Annotated in this window: 26 protein-coding genes; 16 read left to right on the forward strand and 10 right to left on the reverse strand. The window is 44.1% G+C overall.

Going from position 1 to position 22,687, the window contains the following annotated elements; translation table 11 throughout:
• Positions 1-137: 137 nt before the first annotated feature.
• From LAY41_RS29630 to LAY41_RS29645, 4 genes are all read right to left on the reverse strand, one after another.
• On the reverse strand, positions 138-584 hold the full coding sequence (locus tag LAY41_RS29630) for a DUF29 family protein (protein WP_249105932.1): 447 nt from the start codon (positions 582-584) through the stop codon (positions 138-140).
• Positions 585-675: 91 nt separating this feature from the next.
• Positions 676-2,118: a hypothetical protein gene (locus LAY41_RS29635; RefSeq protein ID WP_249105935.1), complete on the reverse strand. Its 1,443-nt coding sequence runs from the start codon at positions 2,116-2,118 to the stop codon at positions 676-678.
• On the reverse strand, positions 2,111-2,446 hold the full coding sequence (locus tag LAY41_RS29640) for a hypothetical protein (RefSeq protein WP_249105938.1): 336 nt from the start codon (positions 2,444-2,446) through the stop codon (positions 2,111-2,113). The genes LAY41_RS29635 and LAY41_RS29640 overlap by 8 nt, the downstream gene beginning before the upstream one ends.
• A gap of 23 nt (positions 2,447-2,469) precedes the next feature.
• Positions 2,470-5,373 (reverse strand): CHAT domain-containing protein, encoded by a 2,904-nt coding sequence (locus LAY41_RS29645; protein WP_249105941.1) that lies wholly within the window; start codon positions 5,371-5,373, stop codon positions 2,470-2,472.
• A gap of 107 nt (positions 5,374-5,480) precedes the next feature.
• On the opposite strand from LAY41_RS29645, the gene LAY41_RS29650 reads away from it, so the two are divergent.
• The 12 genes from LAY41_RS29650 (at position 5,481) to LAY41_RS29705 (ending at position 11,372) form a co-directional block, all read left to right on the forward strand.
• The gene (locus LAY41_RS29650) at positions 5,481-5,765 is read left to right on the forward strand and encodes a BrnT family toxin (protein ID WP_249105944.1); all 285 of its coding nucleotides are present in this window, start codon (positions 5,481-5,483) and stop codon (positions 5,763-5,765) included.
• On the forward strand, positions 5,749-6,060 hold the full coding sequence (locus LAY41_RS29655) for a hypothetical protein (protein WP_249105947.1): 312 nt from the start codon (positions 5,749-5,751) through the stop codon (positions 6,058-6,060). Before LAY41_RS29650 ends, LAY41_RS29655 begins: the two co-directional genes overlap by 17 nt.
• Positions 6,061-6,091: 31 nt before the next feature.
• Entirely contained in the window at positions 6,092-6,325 is a 234-nt protein-coding gene (locus tag LAY41_RS29660; RefSeq protein ID WP_249105949.1) for a DUF6887 family protein, read from the forward strand.
• A gap of 134 nt (positions 6,326-6,459) precedes the next feature.
• The gene (locus LAY41_RS29665) at positions 6,460-6,678 is read left to right on the forward strand and encodes a DUF6888 family protein (protein ID WP_249105951.1); all 219 of its coding nucleotides are present in this window, start codon (positions 6,460-6,462) and stop codon (positions 6,676-6,678) included.
• Positions 6,662-6,895 carry a DUF6887 family protein gene (locus LAY41_RS29670; RefSeq protein ID WP_249105953.1) on the forward strand — a complete coding sequence of 78 codons (234 nt, stop codon included), beginning with the start codon at positions 6,662-6,664 and terminating at the stop codon, positions 6,893-6,895. The genes LAY41_RS29665 and LAY41_RS29670 overlap by 17 nt, the downstream gene beginning before the upstream one ends.
• The gene (locus LAY41_RS29675; RefSeq protein WP_249105956.1) at positions 6,861-7,151 is read left to right on the forward strand and encodes a XisI protein; all 291 of its coding nucleotides are present in this window, start codon (positions 6,861-6,863) and stop codon (positions 7,149-7,151) included. Before LAY41_RS29670 ends, LAY41_RS29675 begins: the two co-directional genes overlap by 35 nt.
• 46 nt (positions 7,152-7,197) lie before the next feature.
• Positions 7,198-7,425, forward strand: a complete 228-nt coding sequence (locus tag LAY41_RS29680) for a hypothetical protein (RefSeq protein ID WP_249065615.1) — start codon at positions 7,198-7,200, stop codon at positions 7,423-7,425.
• Positions 7,415-7,837, forward strand: a complete 423-nt coding sequence (locus tag LAY41_RS29685; protein WP_249065614.1) for a putative toxin-antitoxin system toxin component, PIN family — start codon at positions 7,415-7,417, stop codon at positions 7,835-7,837. The genes LAY41_RS29680 and LAY41_RS29685 overlap by 11 nt, the downstream gene beginning before the upstream one ends.
• A 71-nt stretch (positions 7,838-7,908) precedes the next feature.
• Positions 7,909-9,270, forward strand: a complete 1,362-nt coding sequence (locus tag LAY41_RS29690) for a cystathionine beta-synthase (RefSeq protein WP_249105958.1) — start codon at positions 7,909-7,911, stop codon at positions 9,268-9,270.
• A complete protein-coding gene (locus tag LAY41_RS29695; RefSeq protein ID WP_249105961.1) occupies positions 9,267-10,406 on the forward strand; it encodes a cystathionine gamma-synthase in 1,140 nt (379 codons plus the stop codon). The genes LAY41_RS29690 and LAY41_RS29695 overlap by 4 nt, the downstream gene beginning before the upstream one ends.
• A 268-nt stretch (positions 10,407-10,674) precedes the next feature.
• Positions 10,675-10,992 carry a PX domain-containing protein gene (locus tag LAY41_RS29700; protein ID WP_249105962.1) on the forward strand — a complete coding sequence of 106 codons (318 nt, stop codon included), beginning with the start codon at positions 10,675-10,677 and terminating at the stop codon, positions 10,990-10,992.
• Positions 10,992-11,372, forward strand: coding sequence for an aspartyl protease (locus tag LAY41_RS29705; RefSeq protein ID WP_275974472.1), 381 nt, complete (start codon positions 10,992-10,994; stop codon positions 11,370-11,372). Before LAY41_RS29700 ends, LAY41_RS29705 begins: the two co-directional genes overlap by 1 nt.
• A gap of 77 nt (positions 11,373-11,449) precedes the next feature.
• On the opposite strand, the gene LAY41_RS29710 is transcribed toward LAY41_RS29705, so the two are convergent.
• The 3 genes from LAY41_RS29710 to LAY41_RS29720 form a co-directional block, all read right to left on the reverse strand.
• The gene (locus LAY41_RS29710) at positions 11,450-12,388 is read right to left on the reverse strand and encodes a sulfite exporter TauE/SafE family protein (RefSeq protein WP_249105965.1); all 939 of its coding nucleotides are present in this window, start codon (positions 12,386-12,388) and stop codon (positions 11,450-11,452) included.
• Positions 12,389-12,817: 429 nt separating this feature from the next.
• Complete coding sequence (locus LAY41_RS29715; RefSeq protein ID WP_249105968.1) at positions 12,818-13,405, reverse strand: Crp/Fnr family transcriptional regulator; 588 nt, start codon at positions 13,403-13,405, stop codon at positions 12,818-12,820.
• Positions 13,406-13,519: 114 nt separating this feature from the next.
• Positions 13,520-14,092 (reverse strand): acireductone dioxygenase, encoded by a 573-nt coding sequence (locus LAY41_RS29720; RefSeq protein WP_249105971.1) that lies wholly within the window; start codon positions 14,090-14,092, stop codon positions 13,520-13,522.
• A 372-nt stretch (positions 14,093-14,464) separates the two neighbouring features.
• Here LAY41_RS29720 and LAY41_RS29725 point away from each other — a divergent pair, with 372 nt between their 5' ends.
• Positions 14,465-15,481, forward strand: coding sequence for a sulfate/molybdate ABC transporter ATP-binding protein (locus tag LAY41_RS29725; protein WP_249105974.1), 1,017 nt, complete (start codon positions 14,465-14,467; stop codon positions 15,479-15,481).
• A 33-nt stretch (positions 15,482-15,514) separates the two neighbouring features.
• Here LAY41_RS29725 and LAY41_RS29730 read toward each other — a convergent pair whose 3' ends face one another.
• Complete coding sequence (locus LAY41_RS29730) at positions 15,515-15,913, reverse strand: YidH family protein (RefSeq protein WP_249105976.1); 399 nt, start codon at positions 15,911-15,913, stop codon at positions 15,515-15,517.
• A 246-nt stretch (positions 15,914-16,159) separates the two neighbouring features.
• On the reverse strand, positions 16,160-16,453 hold the full coding sequence (locus tag LAY41_RS29735) for an FmdB family zinc ribbon protein (protein ID WP_249105978.1): 294 nt from the start codon (positions 16,451-16,453) through the stop codon (positions 16,160-16,162).
• A gap of 592 nt (positions 16,454-17,045) precedes the next feature.
• Here LAY41_RS29735 and LAY41_RS29740 point away from each other — a divergent pair.
• From LAY41_RS29740 to LAY41_RS29745, 3 genes are all read left to right on the forward strand, one after another.
• On the forward strand, positions 17,046-19,241 hold the full coding sequence (locus LAY41_RS29740) for an amino acid permease (RefSeq protein ID WP_338023075.1): 2,196 nt from the start codon (positions 17,046-17,048) through the stop codon (positions 19,239-19,241).
• A gap of 15 nt (positions 19,242-19,256) precedes the next feature.
• Positions 19,257-19,949 (forward strand): sensor histidine kinase, encoded by a 693-nt coding sequence (locus tag LAY41_RS32690; RefSeq protein ID WP_338023076.1) that lies wholly within the window; start codon positions 19,257-19,259, stop codon positions 19,947-19,949.
• Between the two features lie 157 nt (positions 19,950-20,106).
• Positions 20,107-21,432, forward strand: coding sequence for an Nramp family divalent metal transporter (locus LAY41_RS29745; protein ID WP_249105981.1), 1,326 nt, complete (start codon positions 20,107-20,109; stop codon positions 21,430-21,432).
• A 31-nt stretch (positions 21,433-21,463) separates the two neighbouring features.
• Here the strand turns inward: LAY41_RS29745 and LAY41_RS29750 are convergent, their stop codons facing one another.
• Positions 21,464-22,573: a glycoside hydrolase family 10-like protein gene (locus tag LAY41_RS29750; RefSeq protein WP_249105984.1), complete on the reverse strand. Its 1,110-nt coding sequence runs from the start codon at positions 22,571-22,573 to the stop codon at positions 21,464-21,466.
• Positions 22,574-22,687: the final 114 nt, after the last annotated feature.

A 22,687-nucleotide genomic window follows, 5' to 3' on the forward strand; every position in this document is an offset into this window, starting at 1 on the left:
AGGTGCGCTTTAGCGCACAATCTAGCCCTAACGCGCAACTACGTACCTTTTTTAGAAATGTGCGATCGCTCTTTTTCTGCTTGCTGGGGAAGAGATGACATATCAGCACCTTGTCCTGGGGCTTTTTCATAGCTAATTTATTGAGGTTTTTCAGTAGATTCGGTAGAAGTAATCAAAGCTAAGGCACTAGCTATAATGTCATCTTCTTTAACCATTGTTTTTAGTTGTCGCGCTTCATAAATGCCTTCAAGAGTTTCTAAAGCAGCATCATCAAGAGCAGAATAATATGCTTCAATGAGAGTTTCTTCTAATTCTTCTAAATTCAGATAGAATCCGTTAGATTTGAGACGTTTATTGAGCCGCTTTATGTTTCTAACTGAATTTCTAATTGAAGTATCCCAAGAGCGAGTTGTCCTGTTTTCTACTTTTTGTTTGATTAGATGCAATAGCAGAACTACTGCAAAACTATAAATGTTGTTGATGATATCTTTTTTACTCATTTCTGCAATTTCTTCGGCAATGACTAGAGCGCCTTTGATATCGCCTTGGAGTAAAAGTTGTTTTAGTTCTAAGATTTCTTCCATTGGTTAAAAAGGGGAATTAGGAGGGTGATCGCGCTTCTTCATCTTCTTGAGGAATTGCTACTTCTGGACTTTGGGAAGGGAGTAAGCTAACTTAATTTTTGGTTGATTCGCTTTGCGGCTTCATTTTTTTATTAGTGGGTTTTCGGTTTATTAAATTAGTAGCAACTTTCCAGGTAAGTAAGCCAGAACCTAAGCTGATAACGATAATTAATATGAAGGTAGCAAAGGCGCTAAAACTGAATGGTTTATTAATGTTTATTACTCCCGGTTTCTGATCAATCCAGTATGGGGCGCTAGTTGCTACTACCCCGGCTACGCCTATCCCTGCGCCTACTACGGCGATTGTGGTTTGCAAGTTGCGATCGATCTCTGCTTGTTCGATCTCTACAATTCCTCTGATCGATGCGATCGCTTTATCTAATAAGCCAGAACCATGCACGAAATAGCCTAATTTTCCTTGGATTTGTTCTTGAAAATAGCTGCTATTTTTTTGACTGAATTGTGTTAAAAATATCGGTTGCTTATTTAAAGCATCTTGATAGTTTAATGTGATTTTTTCTACCACTCTGTCAATAGTATCTAAGTAATTTCGATCGTTTAACGCGATCGTGTGGCGGTAATCTTCTAAATCTCGCAGCATTTGAGCGTATTCTAGTGCAATTTTAGGCAGTTCTTTCAACTGGGTTTTTAATTGTCTTAATTCTTCTGCGCTCAAATTCTCTGAGGACAACCCATTGATTTTATCAATTTGTTCTTCGATTTTTTGGTAATCATCAGCAATTGCAATTTTAACATCTCGGCTATTTTTATAAGATTGAATAATTTTATTGCGATAAAACAATAATATCAAAAAATCTTGATAACACTCTCCAAATTTGGTTTCGGTTTCTGGGTCAGAAAATAACCAAACAATGACATGAATGTAACTATCTGGTTGGTTAGGATTACCGTATTCAAAAATCGGACTACCGAAGAGTTCGCCGTAGCGATCGAGCCTTAGAGTGTTAGGATATGCTGATGGGATGAAATTTTTAACGCACTTATCGGCTAAGTCTCGGATAAACCGATCGCCTTTCTGCTTCTGTGCTATAGTTAATTTTGCTGTAATTAGTAAAGTTTGCCCTAGAGAACTTTCGACAAAATTTGGCAGGAAGCAGTTGGGGTGAAATTTTTCAAGCTGGGTGATGTCTATGTCTTGATATTTGTCACTAGGGGTTGGTTCTGGACAACCGATGTTTAAACCAAAAGCGTAACTATCGCGAAGATCGAGAGGATGAACAAAACCTTTAACAATTAATGGATCGATGTCTGGATTGTGGGGATTTTCTTCTAAATAAACTTCGCCTTCGATCGGGATAGAATAATTTGTTGGTGCGTGTAAATCTGGTAGCGACTTTACCTGAAATTCTTTTAGAATTTTCAGAAATCTATCCTTAACCAAATCGAGATTGTTTGCCTTTCCCGTCGCGTTGAAACCCTCAGTCAAATGAAAAGCAAACAAGTAAATATTCGGTTCGGAAATTCGCTCACCCATTTTTTTCATCCCGTGCTTTTTTTAGGGCATCAACTTTTTCCTGAACTGTTTTTCTAACTTCTCGAAAAGTATTGTCTAAATTGTCAGGAAGTGGATCGATCGAATGTTCGAGTTTTATTTGTCGGCAAGGATCGTTAAGAATTTTTCCTAACGGTTGACGTTTGCCGCACCAACCAATAATAAGATCGACGGCTTGTTCAATTTTATCATCTGGCAATTTAGCTAGACTTTCATTAAGGATAGGTAAGTCTTGCATGGCTTGAGGCAAAGGAGAAAAATTATTTTCCAGCAGTTCTAGAAAAGCTAGAAGAGTTTTGTTAGAATCCATAAATTGATTTGCCCTGAAAGTTCTTAAAGTCCGATCGCACAGAAAGCCGCCCAATAAGCGGGATCTTCAAAAGGGAAAGGTTCATCACCATTTGATATTAACCATCGATCGATTCCTTTCCGGCGTTCTTCATCCAATTTTAAGGTATCCAGTTCCTTGAGAAAGTCTTCCCTGGACAAATTCCGCAGCCAGTTTTGAGCTTTTTTGAGGGCGACAGCAACGCTAAGGCTGGGTTTTTTCGCCAATTCTAGATAAAAGCGAATCATCAGAAAAGCGGTAGCCAAATCGCTGACCGACCACAAACTGCTGACCACATTGGTAGCGCCAGCATAGAGGAAACCGCTAGCTAAACCGATATATTCATCGGTGAGGGCGGTATCTACCAATCCAGTTTCGCACGCAGAAAGGGTGACGAGGCGACAGACGGGTAAATCGAGATTGGCAAAGATTTCTCTGAGGGTGAGTCCTTGGGTGGTGGTATCGAAGCGCCGACCGTCACGGATGGTAACATATCTTTTTTCTTTTTCGCTGTCCGCCGTTTCTGCCGCTGGCTGTGGGTCTGCGATTGCGGTTTCTGTGGCTAAAACTAGGGCGGAGTTGAGGGGATAATTTGGGTTAAAACTGCCGTGACAGGAGAAATGGGCGTAGTAAGCGCGACTTAATTTGGCGAGAGTTTCTGGGGAATTAAGGGCGATTTTGGTAGCTTGGCGGCGCTTGAGGATGTGCGTGTCTGGGTCGAATTGGCGAGAAATCGTTTCAACTTCAATTTCGGTGTAGTTCAGGTCTTCGGTGGGGTTTTGGATGGCGAACAGGGGAGGTTTATTGGGAGAGTTGCGCTGGCGTTGGTGGAGGCGTTCTAGAAATTGGCAGCTAGGCGCGTATTGAATGCCGTTGGGGTAGCAGTCTTGCAGGATTTTGCCTTCCACCGATAAGGCGTGGAGGGGGATGAGGTGTAAGTCGAGGTGGGGAACTAGGATCAGTTTTTGGATGGTTTCGGGCAGTTTAGCGCGGATTGAGTTGAGTTGCAGAGATTGGGAAATCGCTTCTAGGCGCGGACGGAGGGCTTCTTGCCAGGTAAATTGGCTGTAGTCGCTGCGGTAAGTGGCGATGTGGATGTCGAGTTGTTGGCGGTCTTCGCCAGAGAAGGCGAGGTGTTGAATTTGGATTCGATCCCCCCCTTGCCCCCCCTTAAAAAGGGGAGGAATGGAATCGTCAATCAAAGTCCCCCTTTCTAAGGGGGATTTAGGGGGATCTTCGGCGGGAATGGTGACGAGAAAGACATAAAACCCATTTTCCGGGTTGGGGGGAAGATACCACTCGATGAGGGCGGTTTCGGTGTCGAGGAGTTGGGTGAAGTCGGGGAGTTGGGGAATGACTTTTTGGGTGAGGGTGAAGTCGGGGTCGCCGATTTCGGTGAGGAGTTGGTCGAGTTGCTGTTGCAGGTTTTGCAATTCGGTTTTGAGGTTGTCGGTCGCTGGGGAAGTTGGTTGTGGCGTGGGGATGTTTCCCTGTCCTCGCGTCTCGGTATCTGTGCGTTCGTCGGTGGCGTCGGTGGGTTGGGTGGTGTCGAGTTGTTGCTGCAAGTCGGTGATTTGGCGGCGGAAGCGGCTGAGGCGTTGTTTTTGGTCTGCAGTGGCGTTTTTGGGGTAGAGGTTGGCGCTGTCGAGGAGTTCGATGAGGGTGCGAGATTTGCTGCGTTCGACGGTGAGGAGGGCGGTGTCGTAGCGTTCCGCATTGATGCAGGCTTGCACCATTTTTTCGTAAACATCGAGGGCATCTTGGAGGATTTCCCGCTTGCTGCGTTGGGAGGTTGCCCACTCGCGACTTTGTTCGACGGCTGCAATGGCGTTTTCGTAGCCGTAGATGGCGTTATTCCAGTCTTGGAGTTCAAAAGCGAGGTTGCCGAGGTTGCGTCCTGCTTTCAGGCATTTTAAAGGAAATGCTGAATGAGTCAAAATTTCTAAAGCAGAGCGGAAATGCTTAATTGCAGCTACGTTATCTTTTAGGTCAATGTAAACATAGGCAAGATTTTCTTGAGTTAACGCCCAATCTTGGGGAAAGGCATCGGGGGTGCGAACGGTGAGTGCGGCGGTGTAATATTCGATCGCTTTTTCGATATTCTCTGCCCTCTCTCCCCTGATTCTGTCAGAGTAGGCAGTTGCCAGATTATTTTGCGTCGTTGCCCAATTTTCGGGAAAGGCATCGCGGGTGTAAACAGTGAGTGCGGCGGTGTAATATTCGATCGCTTTTTCGATATTCTCTGCCCTCTCTCCCCTGATTCTGGAATAGTAGGCAGCAGCCAGATTATTTTGGATTTTTGCCCAATTTTCGGGATAGTTATTACGGTTAAAAACTCTGATTCCAATTTCATAACCTGCGATGGCAATTTCCATGTTGCTAGCTTTGCTACCTAATGGGAACTGCTGAATTAAGTTACTAAAATTTAAAATATCAATCGTCCTACTTTGATCTGGCGGATTTTCTGTTGACCAATCCTTTAAAACTTGAGCAAAGTTATCATTTAATTTATCTAAGTTTGCTTGTAATAGTGGGTAAACAACTCGCGGATTTACATCACTCTCGCTTGTTGCCTGTAATACCTGGAATAGAAAGCTAAGTTGTGAGTCACTATTTGCCAGTGATGAATCAGTCCTATTTAATGATGTCGATCCTAGATATGTAGCTAACTGACTTGCCATATTTCGTAGGAAGTTAGCAGCATTTTCCTGGCCTTCCCCTGCCAAGTTTTCTGCTATTATCTGGCAAACTTGGAGAAACTCACCATCAATCAATTCTGAATTGGCCTGTAAAATCTCTGGTTCCTCACCGTTGGGGCAAGTCAGGAGTTGTTGAATCAGATTGGCGTAAGCTTGGGCGCGTGCCTCATTCATAACGTGATGCCAGTAGGCGATAGGACTAAAATACATACACATACATTTTACACGATCTCTGCTGGCACAGGAGAGTCTGGTATTTTCGGGTCTTTCGGGTTTATGGTGGAAAATGTTTGTATTATGTTACAGATATAGAGTGCATGGATTCATTACGGTTTGAATGGGACGAGCAAAAAGCACAATTTAATATCAAAAAGCATGGGGTTTCCTTTGATGAGGCGGCAACTGTTTTCTACGATCCCCTCTATCTTGAGGATTACGATGAAGCTCACTCTGACGAGGAAGATCGGTTTAAGATTGTAGGCATATCAAGCAGTGGGCGCTTGTTGGTTGTCACTTACATTGAACGAGTCGATATAATACGAATTATTAGTTCTAGATTAGCGACTAAAAATGAACGACGAATCTATGAATCACAAACTTGAACGGGATGAAAGCGAAGCAGAAGATATGTTGGAAGAATATGATTTCAGCAATGCAAAACCTGGTAGACATCGGGGATTTAAGGGATCTTTGATTCGCGTCTTGGAAGACGGGACAGAACAAGCGATCGAATTGAAACCAAAAAACGCGAGCCCGAATGTTGAACGAGATCGGCGACAGATAAGTTTGCTGCTGGATGCCTTCATCTTGGAATACTTCGAGACAAAAGCGGGTGAACAAGGGGCTCAAGAGTTGATTAATCAGGTGTTAACAGAGTACATCCATAATTGCAAATAATTGTACCTCCTAATGGACTTTGGTATTTTCTATGAAACCGAACTTTGAAGCAATGACTAATGCAGAACTGAAAGCTTATGCACTTGCACATCGCGGCGGCGATGACGATCTTGAGGCTTTGCGCGTGCTTTTCAGTCGCCGTAAACCAGATGCAGAAACGATTATATTTCACCCGCCAAAGACAAAAGAAGAAGAAGAAGAACAATTTGAATTATTCAAGCGGATAGTGGATGAAAAGACCGGAAATAAAACCGCTGATAGTTAAAATAGAGAGAGGGCGATCCGTTTTATTAAGAATTACGCATTTAATTTTGCACGCAGAACATTTGTAGGGGGAATTCATGAATTGCCCCTACAAATGTTCTGCGTGCGATCGTCTTTACTTTGTAGTATTCTAATTTGTATGTCACAATTGAGGAAACAGCCATCAACCCAACCGACGAACAAGCTCAAGCCTGTCTGCGAGTCTGTCAGATGTTGTCCAACGGCTACCGGAACATTGAACTATTCCGTTTTAATCCGCAAACCGGAATTGTATTCATTTTTGCCAGTGAAGAACTTCAAGTTGTCGTACCCCCTAACGGAGTCTGGAGGTTTTTAAATGCGACCGAATTTTGAAAAAATGTCTGGAAAAGAATTGAGAGAGTATGCGATCGCGCATCGTGGCGATAAAGATATTGATGAAGTTTTGAATGTTTTATATAGTCGCCGCAGTCCTGACTCTGAAGCAATCTGGTTCCATCCGCCAAAGAACAAAGAGGAGGAACAAGAACAGTTTGAATTATTCAAGCGGATAGTCGATGAAAAAACCGGAAATAAAACCGCTGATAGTTAAAAGAGAGAGAGGGCGATCGCTTTTTTTAGGAAAGTGCGATCGTCCTTACGCAGCAACCAGACGAGTGCATGGGTGTCTGATTCATGTGGATATTATTGATGGTAAAATTTGGATTCAACGGGATGGAACTGAGGAAGGAGTCGGGACAGAACTGATCAGCGCGGGGATACCGAAGAATCGGATCGTGTTGGGATTTCGCTCGCCAGAACTCAGACAAGATACCGAGGAAAGCGATCGCCTAAAGTCATTCGGCTGAAACAAGTAAAGTATGGTAAGATAGAGGTATTTTTAAGAGGTGACTGATGGAAACTAAAACTATTACAATTCGTGTCAATGCTGAAGTTGCCCGTATTTTTGAAACGGCATCTGAAGAACAACGCCGTAAACTTGAAGTACTGCTGAGTCTCAAACTTAGCGAAGCAACTCGGAATAAAAAAACGCTAGAAGAGGTTATGAGTGAAATTAGCCGAAAGGCTCGAGTACGAGGATTAACCCCAGAAATTTTGGACTCAATTCTCAATGACCAGTAAAATGCGCTACGTTTTTGATACAAACGTCATTATTAGTGCGCTCTTGTTTGAGAATGGAAAGCCTGCTCAAGCCCTTAGATACGCTTTAGCAAATGGAGAAGTATTGCTATCGCTTAATTTGTTGGAAGAATTGAATGAAGTACTAGGGCGCGAAAGATTCAATCGATACGTGACAAGCGAAGAACGAGAGGAGTTTTTAGAAGCTATAGTGGAGCGATCGGTTCTAATTGAAATAGTAGAGAACGTGCAAGAATGCCGCGATCCGAAAGATGATAAAGTTCTAGAATTGGCCTTGAGCGGAGAAGCTCAGTATATCATCAGTGGAGATAAAGATTTACTTGTATTGCATCCATTTCGCGGCATAGGAGTGGTTAAAGTCGAAGAGTTCTTGAGGACGATCGAGGCTGATTAGCGACAGCGGCATAACAAAAACACGGGTGAAGTGAAACATGGTATGATAGAGATATTTTCCGCAGGTGGCTCATGGCAACTTACAATAACATTCTGGAAGCGATCGGCAGAACCCCCCTAATTAAACTCAACAGAGTTACCCAAGATATTGAATCAACAATCTACGCAAAAGTAGAATACCTCAATCCCGGCGGCAGCACCAAAGATAGAATCGGTCTTGCCATGATTGAAGCCGCAGAAAAACAAGGTTTGTTGCAACCTGGAGGCACAATTATTGAGGCGACAGCAGGTAATACTGGTGTAGGTTTAGCCCTGGTTGCTGCTATCAAAAAATATCGGTGCATATTTGTAATGCCCGATAAAATGAGTCTGGACAAAATTAACTTGCTCAAAGCTTACGGTGCAGAAGTTGTAATTACTCCTACATCTGTTGCCCCTGACTCTCCAGAAAGTTACAATGGCGTAGCCGACAGACTTGCTAAAGAAATCCCTGGAGCTTACAGACCAAATCAGTTTGAAAACCCTAATAATCCTTTAGCTCACTATTTAACGACAGGCCCAGAAATTTGGGCAGATAGCAACGGTAAAGTTGACGTTTTTGTAGCTGGTATGGGTACTGGCGGCACTATTTCCGGCGTTGCAAAATACCTCAAAGAGCAAAACCCTAATATTGTCATTGTAGGTGCAGATCCGGAAGGTTCTATCCTTTCCGGAGATAGCCCCAAGTCTTACAAAGTAGAGGGAATAGGCGAAGATTTTATTCCCAAAACTTTTAACCGCCAAATCGTAGATGAAATGGTGAGAGTCAGCGATAAAGAGTCTTTTAATATGACTAGACGTTTGGCGTTAGAGGAAGGTTTGCTGGTGGGAGGTTCTTGCGGAACAGCGGTAGCAGCGGCTTTAAAGTACGCGGCTAGATTGTCGGAACCCAAACATATTGTAGTGCTTTTGCCGGATACAGGCAGAAATTACATCAATAAAATTTATTCTGATTCGTGGATGCAGGAAAATGGGTTCTGGGAAGGTAAAACGGTAAAATCTATCAAAATCGGCGAGATACTTACCCAGAAGAAAGATTTTCCATCGCTCATTTCTGTGAGTCCAAGAGATAAGCTGATGCAAGCAATTAAACTTCTGCGAAAACACAATATATCGCAAGTGCCGGTAATTGATAATAATGATGTGGTGGGAAGTTTAAATGAAGCATCTTTGATGAAACTCCTGCATGAGGGGATAAACTTTGCTAACCAGGAAGTTTCGGCGGTGATGGGTAAAGGTTTACCCATTCTTGACGAAGATGTGGATATGTCAGAAGCTTATCGGGTGCTTTTGTCTGGAACTACTGGTATTATAATAAAACGGGAAGAAGTTCCTGTAGGATTAATCACGAGAGCCGATTTAATCAAATATTGGATCGGTCAAACGGAGGAATGATGGAATTTGAAACTAGGGCTATCCATGAGGGTCAAGCACCCGATCCGGTCACGGGTGCTGCGATTGTACCAATTTACATGACTTCGACCTATGAACAGGAAGCGATCGGTCAACATAAGGGTTATGAATATTCTCGCACGGGAAACCCGACCCGAACCGCGTTAGAACAAGCTTTGGCTTCCATTGAAGGGGCGAAATACGGTTTGGCTTTTGCTTCCGGAGTTGCAGCGACAACCACGGTTTTGAGTCTGCTGAAAAACGGCGATAATGTTATCGTCGGAGACGATTTATATGGTGGAACCTATAGAGTTCTGGAGAGGGTAATTAAAAATTGGGGTATTACCACAAGTTACGCAGATGTTGACGATTTAAACGATTTTGAAAAGGCAATTCAACCAAATACAAAGCTGATTTGGATTGAAACACCCACGAATCCCCTGTTAAAAATTGTCGATATTAAAATTATATCAGAAGTTGCACGGCGGCACAACCTGATTTTAGTTGTGGATAATACTTTTGCCAGTCCCTATTTTCAAAGACCGCTGGAATTAGGCGCGGATATTGTTGTTCACAGTACGACCAAATATTTGGGTGGACACAGCGATATCATTGGCGGTGGTGTTGTTACTTCTAACGAAGAACTATATCAACAATTGAAATTTTACCAAAATGCGATCGGTGCTGTACCAAGTCCCTTTGATAGTTGGTTAGTGATGCGGGGAATTAAAACTTTGGCGGTGCGGATGCGAGAACATGAGAAAAATGCTTTGTTTTTGGCGCAGTTTTTGGAGAAGCATCCAAAGATCGATCGCATTTATTATCCCGGTTTGCCAAGTCACGCACAATATCAACTTGCCAAACAACAAATGTACGGTTTTGGCGGGATGATCAGTTTGGAATTAAAAGGCGGATTTGCTGCTGTTGAGGAATTTGTGGCGCGGTTGAAGTTATTTTTACTAGCAGAAAGTTTGGGAGGCGTGGAATCGCTGGTTTGCTATCCGGCGAAAATGACGCACGGTTCTATCCCGGAAGAGGAAAGGCTGAAACGGGGAATTAAAAATAATTTGGTACGTCTTTCGGTTGGAATTGAGAATCAGAAGGATTTGAAAGAAGATTTGGAGAATGCTTTGGCTTAAAAGTTACTGGCTTAAGGTGGGAGATTTTAACCCCATCCCAACCTCTCCCTGTCAACGCAGAGGGGAGTATTTCTCCTTTGCGTTCAGCCTGAAAAGGCTATCCTATAATACCAAATCCGCAACGATTACCCCCGTTATGTCTATAGGCTGTAGAGACGTTTCATGAAACGTCTCTACAATGTTTAGGCCAAAAATTAAAGTGGGTAACCAACCCGGATTTGGTATAATGTAAATTAAAAGTTATTAGCCGAAATAAAGCAAAAAAAAGATGATTCAACCGATAACCCATCCTCTTCACCGTCGGGGAAGAGTTTTTCCCGAATATAATCTTCCTCCCGAACAGCTAGCAAAACGCCAAGCCGAAATAGATAGCTTCGGACAACGCTGTAAAGTCATTTGGCAAAAAGTCTGTCCCGAATTAATCGAAAACCATTACAACTGGTTTATGATGATCGAGCCTGAAAGCGGGGATTATTTCATTGACCCGGATGAAATGAAGGCTTATCAAAAAGCCCGTCAAAAGTATCCCCAAAAGATGCTCGGCACGTTTCGGATTAATGAAACTGGAGCCTGCGGTCTGATATAATGCGGGGGAGATTTGGCGAAATTGGAGAGCTATTTTTTGAAATTGAATTAATCGCCGTTTCCGAAGAAAATCTCCCAGTGGAGGCGCTATTGGATACGGGTTTTACAACTGGATGGTTAGCACTGGATATCCAAGATATCGAGGCATTAGGTTGGACTTTGATGGAAGCTGCACACCCCATGCGGACTGCTTCTGGCGAAGCGTTTTTTGCTATTTATGAAGGAAGGGTGATAATTGACGAGCAAGAGTACATTATTCCCGTTCATGTCAGATCTGGAGTTCCAGAAATATTGTTGGGGTTGCAATGGTTGAAAATGCAGCGGTTAGTGGTAGATTTTCCCCAAGGAAGGCTGACTTTAGAAGTGTCAGCCTCTCTCTAATTTAAACGCTACAGGCGATCGCACCTCTACAGATTCAGATTTTGGCTTGTTTGTGCGATCGCGCTTAACACTCTGCATTAGGCGGCTTTGTATAAAGTGGAGCTAAGTCGGTAGCCGTTTGGCTTCAATGAAACAGTACCGAACTGCTTTTGGTGTGTAATTGTATAAATAACTACTAGAGGTTCAGGATTTTTGCGATCGGCCTTTAGTTTTTCTGCGATCGGTTGTTTAAGGCTGCTAATCCTTGTTTGCCAGAAAATATAAATTGGTAGAATTGTCAAAATAGTGCGAAAAGCCAATCTTGGAACTATAGCGGGTATTTTTGGCAGCAACCGCGTCCCTATTTGCACACCGATCGCACCAGCAATTCCCAACAGAATTCCCACTGGATACAGAACATTTCCTTTCAAAGCATGACCTGTGAAAGCTGACGATGCCGAGAGTACAACCACTCCCAAACTCGTTGGTGCAGCAATATTCATCGGTTCTCCTAACAGCAGAATTTGCAGAGGAACCATAATAATCCCGCCACCAATGCCAAATAAACCAGCCAATAAACCTGCTGCGCTACCAGTAAAAATCCGCCCCAGATTTAATAGCCAAGTTTCTTTTCGATCTGTCCTCGTATCCTCCCTTTGACTGAGGCTTCCCTGAAGTTTAATCACAAAAATATTCGCCACTAATAAGCAACCGAAGGCACTCATTAGTAAATAGCCTGGAATATGTTTTAGCAAATAAACTCCCAGTTGTGCAGTCACCAACGAAGGAAGCCCCAAAATAGCTACCTTCTGGAAGTTCAAGTTGCCCATCCGCCAGTTTTGCCAGCTACCGGAGATGGATATGAACAGCATGGCGAAGCTACTGGTCGCTACACCTTGGATGGGTGCCAAACCCAGACTCACCATCAGAGGGACTAGCAAAATCCCGCCACCAATGCCCAAAAGCCCTGCTAAGCATCCAGCAATCAAGCCGCCAAGACCTAGAGCGATCGCATACCAGGGGAGTATTAACGCCATAAAATTTATTATAGGTAGTAATATCACTTATTTTAATCAAACTTACGCAGAAACCGGCAATATGCAGCGCGAATACGTCGTTTCAGCGATGGCTACGTAGGGACACGGCATCAAAAGTCTTGTTTGTTGTGAAAGAGAAATCTTATCTATGCCGTGTCCCTACTTCAAACCCGGTTTCTTTTATGACAGTGCGTAAGTCTTAACAGTGATGTTACAGCAAGATTTTTTAACTCACATCGTGTCCGGTTGCATAAGTATTGTATGGTAGGGGCGGGTTTGGCAGATAACCTTTCTGTCGAACAGACAATATCTAGGGCATTACCCGCCCCTACAATCAGACTCTGCCGTACTTAACGCGATCGGTAAAACTGATTAATTTGCTCAAATGCTTGCGATCGCGGGCATTTTCCACCACAAGTGTTGGAGCGCCTAAATTTCATAATGCCAGAGGGACGGCTCTTGCACCACAACCAATTTGCGATGAACGCGCTCAATAATTCCCTGCTTTTCAAAATTATTGAGAATTCGGGTGACAGTAACTCTACTCGATCCCACAATTTCAGCCATTTGCTGATGGGTTAAGCGCAGATCGATGATTTGTCCTTGCTCAACCTCCCGCCCAAATCTTTTGCCCAGCCAACTTATCAGCAGTAGAAGTGAGGTTTCAATAGGTTTGCTATGTACAATTTCCAAAAATTCTCCTAATCGCTGCATATGCAGGAGCATAGCATCAGTGGCTTGATACCACCTACTCGCAGGCAATAATGTTGCCTCTAGATCGCTTAAGCATTCAATTTGATAGGGATCGGCTTTTGATATAGCTCTACCAACAAGATCTCCTGGCCCCCACAACCCAAAAGTGATACAGGTTCCATCTTCCCGCCATGTCATGGTGCGAACAACCCCAGATTCAATTTGCCATAGGTAATCTTGATTTAAAACAAGTAGCGAACCTCGTGCAAATTTACGTCGCGTAATCACATAAGCACCATTTGTTGTGGGAGTAAAGGGGGTCATTGCTAATTATTCCTGGGTTGAAAGAATGAAGACAGACTATAAATTGCGACTGAAAAATGGCTTAAAGGCATCTACTTATAACTCGCGAACCGATGTTCTACGTAATGATTCAAGTCAAGAACACTTGCCGGGATATTTCCTAGCCATAGCTTTGCGGAAATAAATTTCAGTGTCGGTGTATTGAGGCATCCAGCCGCCTACGGTGGTGAAGTAGCGCACTGCTTTGAGATGAAGTGACCCTGTGGGACGGAACCAATGTTCAAGGCCAGATGGAACGTTGATATACTCTTGGGCTTCGACTATTAATTCCATTTGGCTGCCATCAGGTAGTACGAAACCGAAGATGCACTCTCCGGCGAGTATGTAGAGGGCTTCGTCGTCTGCATGGGTGTGGCAGCGATCGAATTGGGTTATTAGTGCGTAGAGATAGGGCGAACCAGGGTGCAACACCGTCAATTCGCGCCATTGATAGCCAGCAGTATGCTTGAATTCCTCAAAGTAGTCGTCAGCAGCAGCTAATATTTGCTCCTTTTGACTCAGGGTAAGAATGTCCTGCGCTAGTAACTCAGTAGTATGGGGCTTCTTTAAGGGCAAGCGTCTGATCTCGATATTCAGGGGTGCAAGTTCCTCTGCGATATCGCCGATATTTGTGTAAATGGTACTGTCTTCAAGTTGCAGTCTGGCCATTGTTGACTCCAGTGGGTTGGATGGGTCTTAGTATGACTTGGCAGAAATCTCAAGCCTAGAAAAATTGCATCTCAAAGGCATTCTACCAATAACTACTTAATTCCGATAGAGTATATGTAGATTAAGATTTGTAAAGTTTACAATCCAGAGTCCAGAGCGCTTGCAATACCAGTATTCCGGGGCGCGATCGAAAACAAACTCAGCCTGACAAATGTCAAGAAATCTCACCAAAATCAGTGGTATATCTAGATCTATGGTAAAAAGTACTGTAAGTTGAGCGAGTAACCGTAGATTACAGAAAGCCGTTCCACCAAATGTGGTTTTTCACAAAGTCAACCCTCACTAAAGGAAAATTCAGGGTAAAGGGCAATTATGAGCATTCTGATAGAGAACGTATCGAAAAGATTTGGCTCGTTTCAGGCAGTTGAGTCGGTCAATTTGGAGATTAAAAGTGGCACGCTGGTGGCATTGTTGGGGCCTTCTGGATCGGGGAAATCCACGTTACTGCGGCTAATTGCGGGCCTCGAAGCCCCAGATAGTGGCAGAATCTGGATTGGCGATCGCGAAGTGACCGCCGAAAGCGTGCAATCGCGGGGTATTGGCTTTGTGTTTCAGCACTATGCCCTGTTCAAGCACATGACTGTCCGCCAGAACATTGGTTTTGGTCTGGAGTTACGCAAAGCACGCGCAAATTATCTCCGAGAACGGGTAGACGAACTTTTAGACTTAGTGCAGTTGAGGGGTTTGGCCGATCGCTATCCATCTCAGCTTTCTGGCGGACAGCGACAACGGGTCGCCTTGGCGAGAACCTTGGCGGTAGATCCCCAGGTACTTCTGTTGGATGAGCCTTTTGGGGCTTTGGATGCCAAAGTTCGCAAAGAACTGCGAGCTTCCCTGCGACACCTGCACGAACGAGTTAACGTCACCACCGTGTTTGTTACCCACGATCAGGAAGAAGCAATGGAACTCGCCGATGAAATTGTGGTGTTTAACAAAGGTCGGGTGGAACAGGTAGGCACTCCCCCAGATGTTTACGATCGCCCAGCAACCCCGTTTGTGATGAGTTTCTTTGGCCCTGTGAATGTGTTACCGAATAGCACTGGTATTTTTGGCCTTAATCACTTGGAATCTACAAATTCTCATGTGTTTCTGCGTCCTCACGATATCACGATTCTGATTAATCCTGAAGAAACTGCCGCCCAAGCTAAGATCGATCGCATTGTGCATCTAGGTTGGGAAGTTATTGTTGAGTTGAGTCTGAGGGATGGTCAGCTAGTGACGGCAAATCTCACCAGAGAGCTTTTTAACCAGTTGCAGCTGGAACCAGAACAGGAAGTTTATGTCAAACCTAAACGGGCAAAGACTTTTCCTCTTTACGCATATTCCTGATAAATAGGCAATAAATATTGCTGTTTGCTGAAATTACTCAGGTACAACTGAACTTAATGGGCTGAGGGGAGCTGCGAAAAGAAAATAAATGACTCCGGCTCCCAACAGCGTAATGGCAAGGCTAAAGAAGAGTACGCGACGGGTTGAAGGTTCGTAGTTGCCATCATCGATCGCATAACGGACGACGAAATAATACAGTGTTGAGATTAAAACCGTGACTAGGCCAATAATGGAGAACAGCAAACCCAACTTCCAGCCATTACCCGGATGAGGGACAAGGGGAGGGTGGAAAGCTCGAAGCCGCACGATGACGACGCCAAAACCCATGAGCGCGATCGAAGTACGCATCCATGCCAGATAGGTGCGCTCGTTTGCCAAGTGATCCCGCGCCCGCGATGGATTCTCACGTCCTTTTAGCTCTGTATTCTTCAATTCAAAGTTTCTATTTGACTAGATGCGTTGAAAATATTTTATCAGGAAACACTATATTTATTGTTCCTAGTTTATCCTGCCTTGATAGAGCCACAAATACTAACGCAAGTTGCTAGTTACAATCGATCCCCCCTAACCCCCCTTTTTAAGGGGGGGATCGGATCTCAAAGTCCCCCTTTTTAAGGGGGATTTAGGGGGATCGAAAACGCCTAACTTCATAACTAGCAACTTGGGTTGCTAGCTGAACTAGGGCGTAACAATACGGCTTTCTCCATCCTTGGCAGTGACATTTTCGTAAACCCCAGAGTCTCGCTTCACCAGCTTTGTTAACCCCGCACTTTTGTAATCGTTATCGGACGTTGGTACTAACAAGCAAGGCGCAGTTATCAACCGCTGCACGGGGGCATCAGGAGGGGTGTTGCCTGCGTCGCATTCAGCTAACTTGCATAACTCACCCCAGGTGATGATTTTCTCGTGAATACTGTGGCGAACTTCAATTTTTTGGTTATTACTAGGACAAAAATAATCGTATGTGGGCATAAAATTTTTACTCCAGCACTCAACCAATCTCAATACTGTTTGTTAATTTAGCGCCATCATTGGCGTTTGACAACTGGGACTCAATGAGGATGTACGATCGACTAAGCTGCTACGCATCTAATTTGACAGTCAATTTTTCTGAGATTCTTGTGGGATGGGCATACAAGCCCCGTCTCTTTATTCGATTTAAATGCTCCTCAGCTTACTCGCGCTTCTTATACTTCGCACGGCTACAGTTGTTTAGAACTTGCCATTTGCCTAGCTGTGATGTATATCACCTATTTTCGTGAGTTAAGTCATGGTTACAAAGTTTAACACTTCGTTATATTAATTTACAGAAAGACACAAGCAAAAGAAACAAGCCGAGCGAAAGACTATTCGATTCTAGGATTTTGGATTATCCCACGGCTCAAAGTCGGAGAGCTACTTAAAGCTGTTTGGTTTTTGGTCAATATAATCAGCCCCCAGCACCCCGCTGGGGGTTTTTGTTGGCAGCGATTAAAAAAGTAAAATCTTACACCAAGATTGATATAAGTTATTCTGGCTTAAGTAGGATTATTAATACGGTGAGGAGCCTTCAACTTTGTGAATTATGCTAGAACTGAACATAAATAATGCTTACAAAAAAAAAGTTTCATTCTCGTGCGTGGATAAAAGAAAACTAAATCATCGCTTCTCATCGCGTCTGGAGCCAAGCCTAAGTCCTGTGGAAAGCTGGGGATTTGGTCTTTCGGGTTTGCTGCTGTGGCTCGGTACTGCACCCAGTATGCACGCAGCCTTGGGAGCGAATGCTATTTTCGTATGGTTGCCGGGAGCGATCGCAGGCATCGTGCTGAACCTGCAAGTAAAGCGTTTGGGTACTCAGTGGCCGAAGGTATCGGGAGGAACACCCAACTACACAACCAGATTACTGAAACACTATCCCGGACTAGCTCGCTATGGAGCTCTTGGCTACCTTTTGGGATGGGTATCCGTACCGCCGATGAACGCCATCATCCTCACAGATTTAATCAAGGCAACCCTTACTCCCCTTGGCATTTCCTGTCCCGTAACCCTTTTGAGAATAGGATTTACCATACTTCCTTTTTTGGTAGCTTTTAGTGGCACCAGAGCCTTGGGAATTTTGCATTCGTGTTTTGTCTTTCCAGCGATCGGATTGCTGCTTGCTTTTTGCATCCAAGGAATTGGATGGTTAAGTCTAACAACGCCTAACTTTGGCTTTTTTTCTAACAGTTTGTTAGAAATTCAACATCACCCGCCGCTAAATTTTGTGGAATGGGCGAAGTGGTTTTTTATTGCGGTGTACGCTGTCTACGGCTGCGAAACCGCCTCTTCCTTTGTAGCCGATAGCCGACGCCCAAGAGGAACCTTGCGCTGTTTAGAGTTTGCTGCCTGGTTGATTGTACCAGTCTTTCTGGGTGGTTCTTGGGTACTGACGCGCTTGGCAACTGATACAGGAGGCAACAATGCGTTTTTGACTCTCACAGCAGCAGCTAAACCGTTTTGGGGTGAGTCTGCCTCATTTTTGGTGACGTTTCTGATTGCTTGCGGCTGTCTTCTCAGTTCAGCTACAGCAGTCTCGAACTCTCCCCGAATTTTATATCAGCTCGCACGAGACGGATATCTTTCACCCGTATTTGCAGTCGTTTCGCGCCGGGGTGTCTTCGGCCCAAGTTTGACATTTACCCTTTTACTCAGTCTGGTTTGTCTGATTTGGGGAAATGTAGACGATTTGGTGATGGTAACTGGGACAGGATACCTTTCATCAATGATAGCTATCCATCTCGGATTGTGGCTGCGCCGAGGTAAAGTGGGGGTACTATGGCCTTGGTGGTCGGGAGGCTTGTTTCTGCTGGAGACGGTTGTCTTGGTAGTGGGTGGCTTAGCTTGGAGCTGGAAACACCTGTTGATAGGACTGCTGTTGCCGATCGCAATTTTGGCAGTAGATGCGGCTGTACGTCGCGTCGCCTTTCCACCCTTCCATTCATCATGGTGGATAGAACGTTACCGTTCTCCTTCTCAAGGGGAGATGCCAGACTTTGTGCTGGTTCAGGTTGGAGTATTAATCTTTTTAATCTGTAGCGCTACAGCAGTAGGATGGGCAGCTAGAGCCAGGTTAGATAGTTTTTCTACCCAAAATTATACTAATATCTTTGTACTTTTGCTGCTCACAAGTGTATTTGTAGGTGTAGCGATCGCTTGCTGGACTAGCTTGCCTCAAGTAACCAGTATTAGCGAAGCGCAGGAACAAGCAGAACATCTGTTCAAAATTGCCCTTGATGCCATTCTAGTGCTGGATGAAAAAGGCGTAATTATGCAAGCCAATCCCGCCACTGAAAAGCTTTTTGGCCTAGATAACAATGATTTGATTGGGCATCCTCTCAACCAAATACTTTCGGGATTAACAGATCTGCCGTCAGATTGGCCTGACCGTTGCGAACAACCTTTAACTAACAACAATCGAGATTCATACCTGGTTGAAGTGGCAATTTCAGGCCGAAATAATCAAGATCGACAAGAATATGTGGTACTGGTGCGGGACATTACAGAACGCAAACAAGCTGAGGTTAAACTGCGCCAAGCATTACAAACTAAAGAAGAATTGGCGGCTAAGGCTACGGCACAAGCCCAACAGTTAGAAATAACTTTGCAAGATCTGCGACAAACCCAAACTCAACTAATCCAAACTGAGAAAATGTCTAGCCTGGGTCAATTGGTGGCTGGGATTGCTCATGAAATCAACAACCCTATCAATTTTATCTACGGCAACCTTGAATACGCAAATTAATATACCGAAGACTTGTTGTATATTGTTAATCTCTACAAACAGCACTATCCCAATCCTGTGCCTGAGATCCAAGCCGATATTGAAGACAAGGAAATTGATTTTTTAATGACAGATTTCCCTAAATTGCTCGATTCGATGAAAGTAGGGGCCGATCGCATCCGCGATCTAGTTCTGTCTTTGCGAAATTTCTCCCGTTTGGATGAATCCGAGAAAAAAGCAGTAGATATTCACGATGGCATTGAGTCAACTTTGATGATTTTGCGTAACCGACTCAAAGGTAATTCAGAATGTCCGGCTATTCAGGTAATTAAAGAATACGGCGATTTACCCAAAGTTGAGTGCTACGCCGGACTACTCAACCAGGTGTTTATGAATCTCTTGAACAATGCTATTGATGCCATAAATGAATGCAACAAACGGCGCTCCTTTGAAGAAATTAAGGCTTCCCCCGGTCCGATCGCAATTCGCACATCCATGAAAGATTGCAGACGTCTTACGATCCGCATTGTAGATAATGGTTTAGGGATCGCGGACGATCTCCAAACAAAGCTGTTCGAGCCATTTTTTATCACAAAACCCATCGGTCAAGGCACTGGTTTGGGCTTAGCAATTAGCTACCAGATTATAGTCAAAAAACACGGAGGTAGATTGCACTTTATATCAGCCCCAGGACAAGGCGCGGAATTCATTATCGATATTCCCGTATAAGTAAGTTGGGTGCGTTAGGTTAGTTTCAAATGGTGTTTGGAATGAGCAATAATCCAGGACTATCGGATTTTTTTTATCAGCTTTAAAGCGGGTTTCAGTTGCATGACTTTACTCAGAGTGGTAAGATTAATTATGAAAAAATTATGAAAAGTTATTTATGCCACCCTCCGATCGCAGACCCAGCCTTCCAGAGGTTCACCGCAGCATACCCGTACCGAACGTCAAAAGCTTCTGGCGCAAGATGCTGGCTTATGCAGGGCCTGGGTATTTAGTCTCAGTAGGATACATGGATCCCGGTAACTGGGCAACAGACATCGCCGGGGGCGCTAAGTTTGGCTACGCGCTATTAACGGTGATTCTGCTGTCCAACTTGATGGCGATTTTGCTGCAATCGTTGTGCGTGCGATTGGGAGTGGCGACGGGGCGAGATTTGGCCCAGGCGTGTCGGGATTATTTCAGTCCGCAGGTTAACTTTGTTTTATGGGTACTGTGTGAAATTGCGATCGCCGCTTGTGACTTGGCGGAACTACTGGGAAGTGCGATCGCTCTCCAACTCCTATTTGGAATTCCCCTCGTATGGGGAGTGTGCATTACGGCACTCGACGTGCTGGTGTTGTTATTCCTACAAGGTAAAGGCTTTCGCTATGTAGAAGCTTTGGTCATTACCTTAGTAGCAACAGTAGGAGTTTGTTTCACAGCAGAAATTATCTTCTCTCGACCAGATGCCGGAGGAATTGTGCTTGGCTATGTGCCAAAGCTAGAGATTTTACAGAACCCAGAAATGCTTTACATTGCCATCGGCATTTTGGGCGCAACCGTAATGCCTCACAACTTATATTTGCACTCCTCAATTGTGCAAACTCGCGATTGGGAACCAACGACAGAAAAGCGGAAGGAAGCGATTAAGTTTGGTATCATTGATTCAACAGTAGCTTTGTCCTTGGCACTGTTTATCAATTCAGCAATTTTAATTGTATCAGCCGCCACGTTTCATTTTTCGGGTAATCAGGATGTGGCAGAAATTCAAGATGCCTACAAATTACTTTCACCATTGTTGGGAGTAAGTGCAGCTAGTGCCATCTTTGGTATAGCACTTTTAGCTTCAGGACAAAGTTCGACGCTGACTGCAACTATGGCTGGACAGATTGTCATGGAAGGCTTTTTGCAGCTTCGTCTTCCGCCCTTGTTACGCCGTTTAGCAACCAGATTGCTGGCGATCGTTCCGGCTTTGATTGCGATTATTTTTTTTGGGGAAAAGAGTACAAGTAACTTATTGGTTTTGAGTCAAGTAGTATTAAGCTTACAGTTATCGTTTGCAGTGATTCCACTGGTGATGTTTACCAGTAATCGCCGCTTAATGGGTGAGTTTGTGAATCCCTTGTGGCTAAAATCTTTAGCTTGCTTAGTTGCTACTGTCATCGTCGGCTTAAATGCTTGGCTGCTATTGCAAACCTTTTTAGGCTGGTTGTCTCCCAGTTTGTGATGTGCCTTTACAGATTCTAGGACTTACGGAATCACCCCCCTAGCCCCCAAAATCTGGGGGGCAAAACCTTGGTTAGTGCGTAAGTCCTGAGATTCGCTGCCTTCGCATATGGCCCATTTCGCAAAACCTTAGCTAAGGCATCATCATCAGCTCGCAAACCTTCGTAGAAGAAGAAAACTTCGCCGAAAATACCGCGAGAACGATTGTAGCTAATCGCCTGTAATAAGTAATCAGGACTAATGCGGTAAGATGAGCCGAGATTCATCAGAATACCTGGTGCTAAACGCTGAAGTTGTTCGCAGCTAAACTGCTCGATAACGAGTTTATCTACAAGGCATTTATAACTTTTGAAATCGCGACGATACAACTGTGGGTGAATAATATCGACTAATCCTTTATCTAGCCAAGATTTAGTATCTTGGAGATATTCTTGGAATCCCCAATCGTAAATACTGGGTGCCATAGACACAAATAAATTTGGCCCGATCGCTTTGATTTCGCAATAAATGCGAGCCAAAAAATCCGTGAGCAAATCGGCACGCCACTGCAACCACTGGCGATTTTTGCAATTGTGTGGCGGATTGCAATTAAACTCTTCGCGATAGCGACAAACCGTTAAGTAATCATAGCCACCTTCTGAAGGAATAGCAGGCAATCTGTCGTCTCCTTGAATGCCAGCAATATCATAGTTATTGACTACTTCGAGAATCAAACTCAGCACAAAATCTTGCACTTCGGGATTAAAGGCATTCATCCACTCAAAATTATTCTTTTTAAGTAAATTGCCGTTGCGATCGCGTGCAGCCCAATGAGGTTTTTTAGCTAACAAATGTCCGCCATTTTGGTTGTAGGAACTGGCGAATCCATATTCAAACCAAGGGATAACAGCAATTCCTACACGCGAAGCTTCAGCAGTTATATCGGCTAAAGGATCGCGCCCTTTGTAACGCGGGTCAATCTCAATTCCAAATAATTTTGCCATCACTTGAGAAGGATAAACCGTAAATCCTTTACTCCAAACGACAGGAAATACAACGTTAAATCCCGTCTCTGCGAGAAAATCCATTGCCTCTGCAATGCGTTGTTTGGAAGTGAGAACTAAGCTATCCGTGTTGGGAATCCAGACACCGCGTATTTCCATAAAGTAGAACTTTTCAGGAGATAATTTTTGACTTTTTACCAAGAAATTATTGGTTTTGTTTTAGCCGGATTCATCCGTGGGTTCAATCCAAAATCCTCTCATATTGTGTCCGGT

Source organism: Argonema galeatum A003/A1 (assembly GCF_023333595.1).
Taxonomy (GTDB): Bacteria; Cyanobacteriota; Cyanobacteriia; order Cyanobacteriales; family Aerosakkonemataceae; genus Argonema; species Argonema galeatum.